The organism is Rhodopirellula sp. MGV (assembly GCF_002251265.1).
GTDB lineage: Bacteria > Planctomycetota > Planctomycetia > Pirellulales > Pirellulaceae > Stieleria > Stieleria baltica_A.
In genome coordinates this window covers 141956-156971 of the sequence record NZ_NPDI01000047.1, presented here as the reverse complement: position 1 = coordinate 156971, position 15016 = coordinate 141956, and the positions used below count along the sequence as shown (strand labels likewise).

Annotated in this window: 14 protein-coding genes; 5 read left to right on the top strand and 9 right to left on the bottom strand. The window is 54.1% G+C overall.

The features are described 5' to 3' along the window. The first annotated feature begins 187 nt into the window (after positions 1 to 187). The 3 genes from CGZ80_RS17380 (at position 188) to CGZ80_RS17370 (ending at position 1849) form a co-directional block, all read left to right on the top strand. Positions 188 to 517, top strand: coding sequence for a hypothetical protein (locus CGZ80_RS17380; protein ID WP_143544001.1), 330 nt, complete (start codon positions 188 to 190; stop codon positions 515 to 517). Between the two features lie 251 nt (positions 518 to 768). Beyond that, positions 769 to 1377 (top strand): PEP-CTERM sorting domain-containing protein, encoded by a 609-nt coding sequence (locus tag CGZ80_RS17375; protein WP_094416726.1) that lies wholly within the window; start codon positions 769 to 771, stop codon positions 1375 to 1377. A gap of 70 nt (positions 1378 to 1447) precedes the next feature. Continuing rightward, a complete protein-coding gene (locus CGZ80_RS17370) occupies positions 1448 to 1849 on the top strand; it encodes a hypothetical protein (RefSeq protein ID WP_094416724.1) in 402 nt (133 codons plus the stop codon). 98 nt (positions 1850 to 1947) lie between these two features. Here the strand turns inward: CGZ80_RS17370 and CGZ80_RS17365 are convergent, their stop codons facing one another. The 4 genes from CGZ80_RS17365 to CGZ80_RS17350 are packed head-to-tail and all read right to left on the bottom strand — an operon-like array spanning position 1948 to position 5834. Beyond that, on the bottom strand, positions 1948 to 3639 hold the full coding sequence (locus CGZ80_RS17365; protein ID WP_233148487.1) for a hypothetical protein: 1692 nt from the start codon (positions 3637 to 3639) through the stop codon (positions 1948 to 1950). A gap of 24 nt (positions 3640 to 3663) precedes the next feature. Then, a complete protein-coding gene (locus CGZ80_RS17360) occupies positions 3664 to 4083 on the bottom strand; it encodes a hypothetical protein (protein WP_143544000.1) in 420 nt (139 codons plus the stop codon). Then, complete coding sequence (locus CGZ80_RS17355; RefSeq protein WP_094416827.1) at positions 4083 to 5021, bottom strand: DUF1559 domain-containing protein; 939 nt, start codon at positions 5019 to 5021, stop codon at positions 4083 to 4085. The genes CGZ80_RS17360 and CGZ80_RS17355 overlap by 1 nt, the downstream gene beginning before the upstream one ends. 57 nt (positions 5022 to 5078) lie before the next feature. Continuing rightward, positions 5079 to 5834: a PEP-CTERM sorting domain-containing protein gene (locus CGZ80_RS17350; protein ID WP_094416720.1), complete on the bottom strand. Its 756-nt coding sequence runs from the start codon at positions 5832 to 5834 to the stop codon at positions 5079 to 5081. Between the two features lie 554 nt (positions 5835 to 6388). Between CGZ80_RS17350 and CGZ80_RS17340 the strand changes: the two genes are divergently transcribed. Together CGZ80_RS17340 and CGZ80_RS17335 are read left to right on the top strand one after the other, a co-directional pair. After that, positions 6389 to 7741 (top strand): sulfatase-like hydrolase/transferase, encoded by a 1353-nt coding sequence (locus CGZ80_RS17340; RefSeq protein WP_094416716.1) that lies wholly within the window; start codon positions 6389 to 6391, stop codon positions 7739 to 7741. Between the two features lie 104 nt (positions 7742 to 7845). Further along, positions 7846 to 8766, top strand: a complete 921-nt coding sequence (locus tag CGZ80_RS17335; RefSeq protein WP_094416714.1) for a PQQ-binding-like beta-propeller repeat protein — start codon at positions 7846 to 7848, stop codon at positions 8764 to 8766. A gap of 64 nt (positions 8767 to 8830) precedes the next feature. Here CGZ80_RS17335 and CGZ80_RS17330 read toward each other — a convergent pair whose 3' ends face one another. From CGZ80_RS17330 to CGZ80_RS17310, 5 genes are read right to left on the bottom strand one after another with little or no spacing between them, the layout of a single operon-like run. Continuing rightward, a complete protein-coding gene (locus tag CGZ80_RS17330) occupies positions 8831 to 10003 on the bottom strand; it encodes a type III polyketide synthase (RefSeq protein ID WP_094416712.1) in 1173 nt (390 codons plus the stop codon). A gap of 13 nt (positions 10004 to 10016) precedes the next feature. Next, a complete protein-coding gene (locus tag CGZ80_RS17325; RefSeq protein WP_158222751.1) occupies positions 10017 to 11228 on the bottom strand; it encodes an NAD(P)/FAD-dependent oxidoreductase in 1212 nt (403 codons plus the stop codon). Beyond that, the gene (locus CGZ80_RS17320) at positions 11225 to 11932 is read right to left on the bottom strand and encodes a methyltransferase domain-containing protein (RefSeq protein WP_094416708.1); all 708 of its coding nucleotides are present in this window, start codon (positions 11930 to 11932) and stop codon (positions 11225 to 11227) included. The genes CGZ80_RS17325 and CGZ80_RS17320 overlap by 4 nt, the downstream gene beginning before the upstream one ends. After that, positions 11922 to 14207 carry an efflux RND transporter permease subunit gene (locus tag CGZ80_RS17315; protein ID WP_094416706.1) on the bottom strand — a complete coding sequence of 762 codons (2286 nt, stop codon included), beginning with the start codon at positions 14205 to 14207 and terminating at the stop codon, positions 11922 to 11924. Before CGZ80_RS17315 ends, CGZ80_RS17320 begins: the two co-directional genes overlap by 11 nt. Beyond that, on the bottom strand, positions 14207 to 15004 hold the full coding sequence (locus CGZ80_RS17310) for an NnrU family protein (RefSeq protein WP_158222750.1): 798 nt from the start codon (positions 15002 to 15004) through the stop codon (positions 14207 to 14209). Before CGZ80_RS17310 ends, CGZ80_RS17315 begins: the two co-directional genes overlap by 1 nt. Positions 15005 to 15016: the final 12 nt, after the last annotated feature.

The window sequence follows — 15016 nt, the reverse complement described above, 5'->3', positions numbered from 1 at the left end:
CTTAGCCTTGCGTCGATTCACCCGCAGTTTCTAGGATGCGCCACCGTTTTCGATCGATCAAAAATCAATTTTGGGGTCTCGTATGCGTTACTTGAAACTCGTCGGATGTCTTGCTGTTGTTCTAACAGCGGCGGTTTACGTGGTCGCGGATGCTCAAACGACTAGCGTTGCAAACGCAGACACTTCAGTGAATGCGGACGCAAAATTGCAATTCGCAATCGAATACGACCAAGCACAAGATCGACTCTACGCGGTCTCCAGAGCGAGTGCAAACAAAGCATCAAAAACAGCGATGCTTGTTACCTGTGACACCATCCGATTCGAACCCAACTCAATTGTCTTCACGAATGCGGAGTTGGAATCGCCAGGCCAGAAAATCAAAGCTGACGCAGCGACGGTCAGACTCGATCGCGTCACTGGCTCGAATGTGTCGTGGCATTTCTCTGAGAACGCAACGATTTCGATGAGCGGCAAGGATGCGGCCGAATCGTTCCTAAAAGAGTCTTCGCGAGATTGAACGAGATCGCACGACCATTAGCCGATCCTTTGAGTCCTGTTGATTTTCAGATTGGATCTCACCCAATGGATTCTTCTATTCAGCGAAAGTAGCAGGGTGAACACTGCTTTCGCGAACAAAGATACAGGTTGCTTGAATCGCAATTTTTGGCTGGCCGGCGTGTTTGCGTCACCGGGCATGTGGCGTGCGGATTTCCTGTATGATGCGGTCTTTACAAATGACCGCACCAAATTTCTATCCACGAGTCAGCGATGCCCCACATCCGATTTGCTTTTCTAGCTTTGCTTCTCTTGCCCGCGTCCGATCTGTTTGCGGGAGTGCTGCTCACGATACAGCCCAACGCCGCCAACGATGCGGTTTATTTTAGTGGCACAATGTCGTCGCCACTTTCCAACGATTCCACGTTCACGACTGAGTTTACAACTGATAACAACGGTACGGTGTTAGTTGGTGGAAGCCTCGCAACTTTCCTTAAGTTCGACGATGTTGGAAACTTTAAAACGAACAACAACAACGAATTGTCATTGCGTGATGGCTTCGGCGGGTTTCAGGTTCTATCGGGACCTGGATTGTTTGAAGGGCTTTATCTGGACGACGATGGCAGTGGTGTTAACGACGACTTGGCCATGATCTTTGGCGGAACTGGCCAGTTCACGGCGGGCGATTTTTTGGCAAAGGTGCCAATGCATCCCAATGGCTTTTCGTGGAACTGGAACTTGGGGACGTACACGAATAATTCGAACGTCACCATTTTGGTAACCAATACCCCTTATAGTGTCGGGGCAGTACCAGAGCCGACTTCACTTGCGATCTTCGCCGTCGGCATGGTTGGCTTTATCGGTAAAAGACGTCGCCGCTAGCACGTTTCCGTCGCAGCAAAGACACTGACTCTCCCACCACAAGAACTCCGAAACTGGAGCGAACGATTCCATGCCAACGCTCATGTATGCCTCGTCCAAGCCAATCGAGCTTGCCGCGATTCAAGATGTGGTTCCCGAAACGTTCGACTCGTCGGTTGTGGAGAAACTTGGTGGTTCGTTGAAGTTGCTCACGGTGGCTGACGACGGAGCTTCCTTTTTGCAGGTCAATGCTCTCGACGATGACTCCAATGCGGATACGGCTGAAGACTTTCAGGGAATCACTGAACCGGCCGATTTTGTAACGCATGCCCAGTCAGGGAGTTTGCATTTTGCGTTGTTTTCCTGCAACGATGCGAAGATGGCAGAGATCAATGACATTGTGCAGCGTTGCGCGGCGGCTGGAATCCTCCAGTTCGACGTGACGAGGGCTGACGTCGTCCAATTGGATGGTTCGTCTTCGGCAGCAGAGTAGGATTGTGACATAAAAAAAGCGAAGGGCAGTTGCCCTTCGCTTTTCCAATCGCGGACGCGATCTGGTGCGACTTGTTGCTGAGTGTTCTTACAGACCACTCAGTTCAATCGTATCGATGTGAGTGAACTTGCCGATTTCCATGTTGCTCCGCCGATCATCAACATTTTGTTATTGGCGACGGGGATCATGCGGTGAAAGAACCGTGCCGGATCAGCGGTTGCCAGCGTTTCCCAGCTCTTTGCGTCACTGCTAAGCAGGTGCAGTCCGCCGTCCATTGACGTGACAAATAAGTGTCCGCCGCAAGCGAATGCAGAGCTTCCAAAGCCGGACATGCCGCCGCCTGGGATTGCCGGGCCTTCGGACCATTGATCGGATTCCGGATCATAGACGGCAACTTTGGTCGTTGGCCCACGTTCCGACTGCATCCCGCCGATCGCATACAGTTTGTCATTGTAAGCAGCAACACTTAGTGCTCGGCGTTGGAACGGTGGCTCGGCAAGCGCTTCCCAAGTTGCGTCGTCCTTCGAAAGATCCAGTGAGTACGCCGATTGGTGCCACTGTTGACCTTCTTCGGTACCGTCCAGTTTCCAGCCGCCGATGACATAGACTTTGTCACCCAGGATGGCAGCATCGAACGACGAACGTGGTTCAGGCAGCGCGGGCATCACTGACCAAGCACCGGTTTTCGGATCAAATTTGGCGACATCGGTTTGTGAGACCAGCTTGTGTTCCTCACCGGTTTCGTTCATCGCGGTGAAGCCGCCGATGCGAATCAATGAATCACCGTAGGCGACCAAGGCCAGGCCTTGCAAACGCGGTCCGCTGGCGAGCTTTTTCCATTCACCATCTTTGTTTTCCAGATCCAAGCACCACAGTCGGTCGGATTGCTCGGCAACCGAGTAGGAGTGTGCTTCGCCGGTGTGTCCGCCATAGACATACAGTTTGCCAGCGCAGACAGCAGCACCAAAGCTGGTCAGTTCTTCTGGCAGATCTGCGTAGCCAGATTCGTTGAACGAGGCTTTGACCGATGATTCGGCCGCTGGTCGTTGTGGTTCGTGTTCTGTCTTTGGTGCAACGTCGGCGCCTTCGAAGTAAAACGTGCTGGTCAGGTAGTCAGCGGTGCTGGTGTATGCTTCGCCATCCAGTTCGCCTTTGACGTCTTCTTTGGTAACGCCGACCAAGATCGCATTAAGACCTTGCGTCATGTCTTTCGCTTGGAAGGTGACGTTTCCGTCGGCAGCGGTTGCTGCGGAAGCTTTGACCTCACCATGAGCGCCGTACAATTTGACTTTCGCGTCTTCGAGCGGTTTCCCGTTTTGCAAGACCGTGACAACAACGTGATCACTGTCTGCTTTTCGGATGACACTTTGCAGCACGGCGTCGCTACGGATTTCGCTTGGCCACTTCGCGGCATCTTGTTGCGGAAGGTGTTCGACGTGATACGTCAGTTTCATTCCGTGATACAGCCCGTACGTTCCGGTGGCGTAGAACTCACCTTTGTTGCTGACGGCACCATCGCTTTGTAATCCGTGCAGTTGGTCGGTTTCGACTTCGACCATCCCAATCGCATCGGATTCGCCCGTTTGATGAATCGCAATCTTTGCCAATCGTTCCGGCAAGTGGTAGGTACGGTCTTCGGTCGATTCACCGAACCAAAAGATGACTTCGCCCGACGGCGTCGAACCAAGCCAAGCCATGTGTGCGTTGGCAGTTCGCCCGGCCATCAACGCGACGGCAATCGCTACGAGCGAGTACGCCTGACATCGCGTGAGGAGGTTGCGCAAATTCATTTCAATACCGTGATTCAAAGGCTTTTATAAAAAACTGACGTCGAATTCTAAAATGTTTTCTTGATCGGGCTGCAACGTACATTCGAGTTTGCTGTTCTCGTCAAACTCCGGTGCGATAACCGCATCAGAAGGAGGCAAACCCGCTTTTTGCTCGTCGGGCAATGATCGTAGAACCCCAGCGGGGATCATCGAAAACCGCACGCGATAGGATCCTCCGTGCAACCCATTGTTCGGAGGAAGACTGAACTTGCCGGAAAAAACCGGCGCCGATGCTTTCGGCCCTGTCGTCTGGCCCATCGGTTCGAAGGTCATGACAGCACCCGACAAAGCCTGTCCATCAACCGTAACGGTTCCTTCGGCAGAAATCTCGGGCTTCGATTGACTGCAACCAACCAGCGAAGCAATTGTGAGAAACCCAAGCAACATGCAAATGCCTGAACGCATCACCATGGATCCTCACGAATGACTTCACCGTCGTTTCGAGCGGCGAGATAGCTGAGCACGGTCGCGTTCACTGACTCGGTCAAAAAGCGAACACTGCCGTCAACCAAAACCATTTGTACGCCACCAGGGTGTTGGCTTCGAAACGATTCATATGATGGAATGTCCAAGATCGAAATCTCGGTGGCATTGAAGGTCCCAAACACCGATGCGCTTGAATGGTACGGATAACTGACCGCCCACTGACCAAAGGAATCTCCGGCGCCACCTGGATAGGGAAACGGCAGCGAACTGGTCTCTTGGAATTGTTTGCCGAACTCGCCGGCAAGCAAAGTTGACGAAGCGCCATCGAAGGCACTGATGTCTGAAATATCGATCCAGTGCATCCAGGACCTCTCGGGAGCGAGTCCCAAGTTGATTCGTTCGCTGCGGAAGACGTTCATCGCATCGATGATCGCACCGTCGTTCATCTGGTTGCGGTACTTCTTGGTTCCAGTGGAGAACGCATAGCACGAATACCCGTTGGCTTCACCGCTTGGCAAAGGTACCGAGGGGCAAAGATAAACCTCCGGCGTTTTCTTGCTGGCCGCCAAGTTGTCTTCGTTTTCCAAGCCTTGATTGAGATCAAACGATTCGTACAAGGCTTGGTTTTCTAAATAAGGCAGGATCGAAACCCAGCCGGTCAGTCCCAACTCGTTGATGGGAGCTTTATTTGTCCCGTCGACTCGAACCCCAAGAGCGCTGGGCGGCAACTTTCGATACACATCGTTGTAGTTGTGCATCGCAATCCCAATTTGCTTGAGATTGTTTGAACACGACATCCGTCGAGCCGCTTCACGTGCCGCTTGCACGGCGGGTAACAGCAGCCCTACCAAGATGCCGATGATCGCGATGACCACCAGCAGTTCGACCAAGGTAAACGCGTGACGTTTTCGATTCATTTTCCCAAGCCCCCTCCTGCGTTTGGATGAACGAGTCAGTGTGACGAATTGGTTTGATCAGGCGACGACCGATTGGCGGCGACGACGACGCATGCTGACAACCGTACCGATCAACCCCAGTGCTGCGAATGCGCTCGGCTCGGGAATCGCGGTTGGCGAGAGAAACGCGGTGTTTGAAGTAAACGAATCGACGTGGAACTCGGCGAAGGAAACGTGTGGTCCCGTTGCAGAGAAGTCGATTCGGTATTCCGCTTGGCTTTCGTTGAGGTCCCACATCGCGAGGTAGTCGACGTTCGCGCCGCCGGTTCCGCCAGCGCCTTCACGAGACAGTTCTTTAACCATGGTGGGCGCGATCGTCCCGACGTTCGAAACGTCGCTGGACAGAAAGAGCGAGCTGTAGTCGATCTCGGCGCCGCTGGTCCGGAACTGAGCGACGATGCGAGTGTTCGCCCCTTCCGTTCCCGATGCCACGATGCTGTTGTAATTCAGTGCCGCGAACGGCGAGTAGATGTTGCCGCTACCGACTTGAATCGCACCAGGGCTGACCGAGAACGAGCCGACTGTGCCGAACTGACCCGCGTCAGGGGTGACGTCGGTGAATCCGGCGGTTGGGTTATCCGCAGTGGCTTCGAAAAAATCCCAGCCGTTGTACGTGCTGCCAGCATCGCCGCGATTCCAGCCAAAGACGTCGCCGGAAACTTCCGGGATCGAATCGCCCGGTGCATAGATGTCCGCTTTTGCGGTGGACACGGTGGACAGAATGCCGAGCAATCCAAGGATTGGCGCGGCGCAAAGACGCATGCTTAGACGCATGGCGAGGCTCCCAGTTGAAATGTCGAGTGATCAAAGGCGGGCGCACACGCGCCTGCCTTGCCTTCTGCTCGCTCGCTGGGTTGGTAACACCTGTCGCCCCGACATCGATCAGGGGAGGTCTGCCTGCCTTGCTAGATACAAAAGCTTGTTGAGAATGATTCGCATTACAATAACGACGGGTTGTAATGGTGTCAACGCCTACAACACGCAACTTTTGTTCGTTGTTTTGGTCGCCTGTGGCACACCTCTTAGTAAAGGGAACAAAAATCGCATTCGAGAATGGGTATGATGGTCCGTTGAACGGTCGCCACCTGATGCCAACCTTGCCTCATCGCGGCCCGTTGATTTTCCAATGTCAGCTTTTACCGGGCGAACGTCGCGTGCTTTACAGCAGCTGCGGATCTGAAGGCGGTATTGGCAGAGAGCAACGCTGATAATCAACAGGCTGTTCGTGATTGGTGCCTGACAAATTGGGTAACGCGATCGTCCCCTCCTGCCTCGATTCCCGCCGCGACAATTCGACGATCTGTCGCTCCCTCGAAGACTGTTGATTCATGCGAGTTCTGTTTGCTTTGGTTGTCCTCGCCGCCGCATGGTTTCCCACTGCGCGATCGCGGGCCGCTTCCCCACCTAATTTGATTCTGATCATTGCTGATGACCTTGGTTACGGCGATGTCAGTTACCAAGGTGCCCCCGATCTGAAAACGCCTCGGATCGATCAGCTGGCCAGTGAGGGGATTCGATTCAACAACATGCGGGCTAACTGCACCGTTTGCTCGCCGACGCGAGCCGCCATCATGACGGGACGCTACGCCGATCGGTCTGGTGTTCCAGGTGTGATTCGTACCAATCCTGAAAACAACTGGGGCTATCTATCGCCCACACTTTCCACACTTGCTGACCGCCTGCAGTCAGCCGGTTACCACACGGGAGCCGTGGGAAAATGGCACCTCGGTTTAGAAGCTCCCAATGTTCCGACGGAACGTGGTTTCGACTTCTTCCATGGCTTTTTGGGAGACATGATGGACGATTACTACACGCACCTGCGTGGTGGTATCAACTTCATGCGTCTGGGAACAAAGGTGATCGAACCGGAGGGACACGCGACGGACTTGTTTACCGACTGGGCGATCGAGTTCGTCAAACAGCGTTCCACAGAGCCGCAGCAACCGTTCTTTTTGTACCTGGCCTACAACGCGCCGCACTTTCCGATTCAACCTCCGAATGACTGGTTGAAACGAACGCAGCAAGCCAATCCGGGGATGGACCTGAAGCGAGCCCAGAATGTGGCGTTGGTCGAACACCTTGACCACAATGTGGGACGATTTCTAGACCAACTCGATGAACTGGGATTACGCGAAAACACGGTCGTCGCTTTTACCAGCGACAACGGCGGATCGCTTCCGCATGCCCAACGCAACTTACCGTGGCGAGATGGCAAACAGAGTCACTACGACGGCGGCTTGCGTGTTCCGTTTATTATTCGAACACCCGTCGAAAAGCTTGCCGGCACTGAGAGCGACTATGTGGGCCTGAACTTTGACCTGCACGCCACGTTCGTTGAACTCGCCGGAGCGAACGCAGACTCTGATACCGACGCGGTCAGCTTAACGTCAATTCTGCGTGGCGAATCAATGGGGACCGAGCCGCGAGAACTGTACTTCGTTCGTCGCGAGGGCAACAACCGCTACGTTGGTGGAGCCTACCATGCCGTGATTCGCGGCAAGTGGAAGCTCCTTCGTAACGATCCCTATTCACCACTCGAACTCTACGACTTGGAAGCAGATCCTTACGAAACCAATGACGTGATTCGAACCACCCCACGGATCGCGAACGAACTAAAGGGTTCGTTGCGTCGCCATATTCAACTTGGCGGCCAGGTTCCTTGGCAGGCACCTCCACAGTAAAAGAAACGGGGCGGTGCAAGTCCCGTCATCGTGACAAATCATGGCGAATTCACTCGCCAGATCGTTTCTCCTTTCGTCCACCTAACTCTTCACAACGTAAAACAATGCGACTGATTTTTTCGACGCTCTTGCTCACCATCGCCAGCGCCGTAACCGCCTCGGCCGGACATCCACTTGTTGCCAATGAAGGCGGAACGCTGTGCTGGTTCGATGCCGATGGCAACTGCACCGCCAAAGCACAATTGAGCGGAGCACCACACGACATTCACGTTCTGGACAACGGCAACGTCCTGACTCACCAGAACACTGAAGTCGTCGAACTGGACGGTAAAACTCATGAGATCGTTTGGAAATTTGAAACGCGAAAGCTAACCGACAAACGACGGATCGAATTGCATTCTGTCGCGCCGCTGCCGAATGGCAACATCATGGTCGCACTCAGCGGACAAGGCACGATCTATGAAATCAATCGGGACGGGAAGGTCGACCGAAAATTCGATATGAAAATCGATCGTCCCCACCCACACCGTGACACTCGTTTGGTCACGCCGATTGTAAAGGGAGATGATTGGACCTATCTGATCGCTCAAGAAGGCGACGGCTACGTCCGCGAATACGATCGCGACGGAAAGATCGTCTGGGATTTCGACGTTCCGATGTTCGGAAAGGAAGAAAAGGGTGGTCACGGGCCAGAGGCATTCGGTGACGCGGTCTTTAGCGCGATCCGACTCGACAATGGCAATACGCTGGTCGCAACCGGTAACGGTCACAGCTTGCTGGAAGTCACACCAGCGAAAGAGATCGTCTGGAAAGTTGAACAGAACGATCTGAAAGACATCACGCTCGCTTGGGTCACCACGCTGCAAGTGATGCCCAACGGAAACATCGTGTTTGGCAACTGTCACGCGGGCAAAGGCCAACCACAAATCGTTGAAATCAATCACGACAAAGACGTCGTTTGGACCTTCATGGACTTCGAAAACCTCGGCAACTCGGTCTCCAGCTCGGTCGTGTTGCCGCAGTAATTGCTGCTGAGCACAATTCGCTCGTTCTTCGTCTTGAGAGGCAGCTTCCAAGAAGCGGCGTTGGTCACCGGATCAATGCCGCTTCGATGCTTAACCCCGGTCCGAAAGCCAACATGACGCAGGGTAAAGCGTTGTCCGTTTGGATCAATTGCTCCAGGATGAAGAGCACTGTTGGCGAAGACATGTTTCCGTATCGACGTAGAATGTCGTAAGACGCACTCAAGTCAGCGCGTTGCAAATTCAACGCTTGTTCACAAGCACGTAAGATTCTTGGGCCACCCGGATGGATCGCCCAGCCGCGAACTTCATCGGGGCTCAATCCTTGTTCGGCGAGCCACTCGCAGAGCCACGGTCTGAGCTTTTCTTCGATGATCGACGGGACGAGTGCAGACAATGACATTTCGAACCCGTGGTCGCGCACTAACCAACTCATTTGGTCTGTCGAGTCGGGAATAATTGTCGATCCGGTTGCCACGACTGATGGCAACCGAGTTTCGCCTTCCGTCCCCGCCGACCCGACAAGCGCGGCGGCACCATCGGCAAACAAAGCGTTGGAAACCACTTGTTCTGGATACCAGCCGTAGTGTTGGTGGAGCGTGCAGAGTTCAACAGCGCAAAGCAGCACTTTGGCAGAAGCGTTCGCATCAACAAAGGACTGCGCAACACGCAACGCGTTGATCGCGCCGTGACACCCCATGAACCCGATATGTGTTCGAGCGACGTTGGGCGACAACTCGCATTCACGGATCAGATTCAAGTCAACGCCTGGTGCGCTGAATCCGGTACAGCTGACGGTGATCAAATGTGTGATCTCGGCGGGTTCGAAGCCCGCGTTTTCGATTCCGCGCGTGGCAGCCTCCACAGCGAGAGGTCCTGCGCAACGTTCATAAAACGCCATCCGTTCGGCCGTCGTTGGGCCTCGATCGCTTGGATCTGTCGCGGGTGGGTAGAGAGATTGCTCAACAGTGCTTTGCACACCAACCGAATGGTTGTTGGAAGCGTTGTCTCGATCGAATTCGAGTGAGCTTTCCGATCGCGAATCGCCTTCAGCGGTGATGGGGGCTTCGATTGCGACGCTGTACCGCCGCGTGACAACACTTCGACGATAGAGAACGCCCAGCAGTCGAGCTTGTTCTTCGTTTTCGCAGCAGATCGTTCGTGCAAATTCTGCAGCACGCGTCTGAGAAATACTGTGGGGCGGATTCGCAGTTCCGAGTCCGTTGATTTTTAGTGCCATGTTGATTCGAATCCTAGGCCGATAACTCGGCATTGATCTGGTTAACGACTCGGTCCGTGATTCGTGGGAAAGCGGCTGCAAGCGAAACGGTCAATCGTGCAGCGGTCCGATGGCGGAGTAGCCACGCCAGGCGTCGACACCATTGCTGGCGTCGCTTGACCAGTTCCGCCCATTGCTGATTCCACGTTCGGCAACCGAGATCGCAGTCGTCGGTTGCGATCATGGATGCCGCCTGACAAACGGATTGACCGCCAATGAACGCCCAGGCCATTCCTTCGCCGGTAAACGGTTCGACATAGCCAGCCGCGTCACCGATCACCAAAATTCGATGTCCCACGACGCGATCAATCGCGCGACTGAGTGCTGGCGTTCCGCGCCAATGAGCATCTATCTCCGGGAGCATGGGAAATCCGGCACGCGTCAATAGCCACTGGAACGTCGCTTGTGGTGAACCGCATGATTTCAGCAAATCCGGTGAAACGGCTCCGGCGACATTGAGGTAGCCCGATTCGATACGAACGAGACCGCCATATCCATGCTCGGTCGCCGCCATCGTGATACAGCCGCGCGGTACCCAATCGATGTCACTGGAACAACCGAGTGAAGCTCCGATCCCGATGTAAGAGTTTTGATTCACGTTGTCCTTGAACTCGCCAGTCGCGTTCAGGCTGGGGTGTCCCAATCCGTCAGCAACGATGACGACTTTGGCAGAAATCTGTGTCGATGTGCCATTGCTGCCTGTCGGTTTCAAAGCGATCGTTCGATAGTGAGACTGGCGATTTGGTTCCGGCAGAACTTTTGCCGCTGTCCCTGTGCGAATGATCGCCCCTGCTTTTTCGGCGGCTTGTAACAACGTTTGGTCGAGCAAAGATCTTGAAACGGCAAGCCCCATCGGTAGCTGTCTTTCGAATGAAGCTCCGTAACCACGAAGCGAAAATCGATTCAACGTTTCACCGTTCAAACCGTCAATCGTTGAAGCGAGTCCGGCGTTCCGTAACACTTGGAACGCACGATGATTCAAACAAGCGCCACAGACCTTGTCGCGAGGAAAAGTTTGCTTCTCCACGACCATTGTACGCATGCCGGATCTGGCGGCATGGATCGCTGCCATCGCTCCGGCGGGACCTCCACCGATCACCAGGCAATCCCAAATTTCTGAATCCGCGTCTGCAAGGCAGTTGTGTCGACTGAATACCTCGGTTCGGTTTGGCTGTTCTGCTTTCATCGTTTGCACCATGAAAGCAGAAAACGCTGCGGCCAATGGCGACGCAGGTTGACGCCGGAGAGACCTGCGCGTTCAGCCAATCGCAGCGTTTCCTGATCGGAAAAAGCTGCTTTCACGGATTGTGGACCGTCAAAATGGACAATCGGTGATCGTGACAACAAGCGAACGCCAGCCCAAGCGAGTACAAGTCCGAAATCAGTGCGTCGCAGGTCATCGATCAACAAACAGTGTTCGCAACGCTCAGCCATCGTTTTGATCAATTGGACGGCTTCGCTGTCGGAAAGGTGGTGCAAAAAGAGCGAACACATGATGACATGGTAGCCATCCGGTAATCCCCGTTCGAGAACATCACGGATGAAGAAATTGTTTTGCAACGGGCTGGACGTTTTGGCAAATTCGCTCGCATGGGCAACGGCTTGAGGGCTAATGTCACAACCGTCAATTTGGAAATCTCGGTGATGCTTTGCAGCTTTTTTGGACAAAGCGATCACCGTGTCCCCGCCGCCTGAAGCCACATCAAGAATTCGAATCGTTGACGCATCGATCGCTTGGATCTGTGCTTCGATCGCTGACCAAAGGAACCGTGAACTGCCGCTAAAGCGATTGATTCGTTTTAAGCCACGGAGCGCCGCATCGTGTTCCGACCGAGCAAGCGCCGGATCGTCCATCAGTTCGGGTTCAAGAATACGCTGGTCAACGAGCATTGGTGTGTTTCGTGTCTAAGGTTTCTTGTTCGAGTTTCCTGCTGGTGGAAAACCGACCGAGCGGACTGAGCAACATCGCTGGCAGAATCAACAGGTCGCCGATCAAGGCGGCCGACAACAACACCACGCTCATCCAAGCGAATCCGGATGTTGGCACAAAATCGCTGAAGATAAAAATCGAAAGACCTCCACCGCAGATCACCGTGGTCTGAATCATGGCGGGGCCACAGTGCTGGTACGCCAGACGAACCGCTTGCTGGCGACTCGCTCCTGAGTCGATACCGCGTTGATAGAACGTCAGATAGTGTAGGGTGTCATCAACGGCAATTCCCATCGCGACGCTTGCGGTCATGATCGAACCGACATCAAGGGGGTGTCCCAACCAGCCAAGTAACCCGAACAGCGTCAGCGCGGGGAAGACATTGGGAACCATGGAAAGTAGTCCCGGAATCACGCCGGCTTGTATGACGATCATGACCATCGCGATCAATCCAAAAGCCAATAAAAAGCTTTCGAATAAGTCGTTCATCAGCCGCTGCTGGATGCCATGGACCAACGGCATCAATCCGGAGATTTTAAGTTGCCCTCGTCCGGTTTCGGCGAGTGCGGCTTCAACTCGATTGATGATTTGCAGATAGTCATTGCCGCCGAGCGCGCTGACATACGCCGTTGTTCGCCAACGCGTCACCCCGTTTTCCTCAGTACGGCAAAGGTTTTGTTCGCTTGCAATCCCCCGGACCAGCTCCAGTCTCAGTTGGTCATTGTTCAAGTCGGTTTGCCAATCGATTGGGATTTCGGCGGAAGCTGTCCTCGATGGCGAAAACGTGATTGCCGAAATGACCGATTCGACTTGTGGGATGGCTTCGAGGTGCGTCTTGATTTCGGTCAGGCGGTCAAGTGTTTGTGAAGGATCATTGGCGTCCTCTGGAGTGAAACTCACTACGACTTCGATGGGAACCAACGCCCCAACGTTGGCTTCGATCCAGCGATAGTCACTGACCAATCGACTGTCAGGTGAGAACAGCGTCTCGATTCGTACCGAAGCATTCAATTGGGTGATACCGATCCCCATACCAACCATCAGTAAGAATGCAAACAGACTGATGAATGCCGCATGACGTTCGATCGCATCTGCGTATCGCCCCCACAATCGTGTAGGGACGAAGCGAGAATTCGATCTCGGTTGGCGAATCGGTTTGATCAGCAACGATCCAGGCAAGAACGTCAGTAAAGCAATCACAGTGATGATCACTCCGAAAGCCGAATAGCCGCCGAATTGGCGGACCGCAACCAAGCCGCTCACCGCCAGCGATCCCAATCCAATGGCAGTTGTCAGCGATGAAAGGCTGCACGGCAACCAAGCGACGGAAAATGCGTGCGAGACCGCCTTGCTTGGCGAATCCCCGGTTCTGATCGCGTCGAGATAATAATTGATGAAGTGAATCCCACCAGCGATTGCGAGGACCTGAATCAGCGGTGCGAGAACAGCCATCAACGCTGTCATGGTGCCAGCGGTTAGATCCACCATCGCCAGCGTGATCACTTGGCAAAGCAGCGAAACGCCGAATACCAACAATGTTGCTCCGAGCGAATCCAAGCACAAAAAGCAGATCAAAAACACCAAGCAGGACGATAGCGGTCCCATCATCTGGATCGTGTTTGTGGTCGCTCGATCGACTTCATAGCCATCCATGATCGGTCCGGCCAAATGTTGGTCGTCCGGTTGGACCCCACAATTTTTTAAGGCGCTCGCTTGGATCAGCGGAACCAGCCGACTGCGTTCTTGGAGTGCTTGCTCGGCGAATCCGATCACCACACACGTCGTTGCGCCATCGGGACCGATCAAGGACTTTGACAACCGATGGACGGCTTGCTGACGAGAAAGTTGCAGGGGAGGCGAGGTCATCTCCAGCATCATCTCGCGCCCTGACAACACTTGATGAAACAATGGTTGGCCATCCGTCTGAAACGCGGATGCGTCACGCAAGCTGTGAACGAAGGCATCCAGGGACGCGTCATCGATCGTACACCCAGGCCAGGAGATCACGACCGTATCGGAAGCGCCAAAGTCGTCACAAAATTCGTCATAGTCACGCCGCGGTTCAAATCGGTCGTCAACCCATTCGAGCGGCGAGTTTGATCCTGTCGATAGAGTTCGCTGGGCTGCCGGTGCGACCCAAATCATCGTCACGGCAACGTAAAAGACGACAAGCAGGAACCGTTTCCGATTGCGAGCCACGCTGACTTCGCTCGTGTTCGTCTCGTCGGCTTGCATCAAGCAGCCTCACGCTGGGGCTCTGCGGCCGGCAACGAAGACGGTTCTTCTGGAATGATCTCAGCTGATTTCGCACCGCGCCGACCAAGCGGTCCCCAAAAGAACAACGGATAGCCGGGAACACGAGCTTGATAGTACTTATACGGCTCGCCGATATAAAACTCCAAGCGTCGATCCTTTAGAAAGCTTCCATAAAAGATGTAAGCTGTCCAAATCGCGGTTAGGACTGCATGGTCGAGCGTCATTGTTGGAGTGAACCAGACCAATCCGAGAAAGCTTAGATAGACCGGATGGCGGAACAGCTTGTATGCGCCACGCGGTTTGAATTCACGCCGTGGGGACGGTTGTTGGCGAAGCCAGTGATAAAACGGCGTCCAGCCGGTTTGATAGCCCAAGCCGGTCAGTGAGAGCGAATAAATCAACGCTCCCCAACTGATGTAGAACGCCGTTCGGACGAACGCCGCGGTCTGGCCGGTGGCTTGCCATAGTGTCGTTTCGCTTGTTCGCCAACCGACGAACATGACTAACAGCGAGACGCAGGTGACCACACAAAAGACGCTGTCGTAAAACGCAGAGGGAATCCATTTGGAGAGTACGCGGCGTGTCTTTGGGGCCAGCATCAAACTGTGCGCGAACGCGAACACCAACGCCAGCACGGTGTCGACGAGTATCCAGTTCCCGTGACTGGATTGAATCGATCCGTCACGGAGAAACCAAAAAAGGTACCAAACCGTGACTAAAAACAACGCTTGATTGGCGAAGCCGAACGTCAGCCCACTGGCGCGTCTAAGTTTCATGTTTAATCGAAG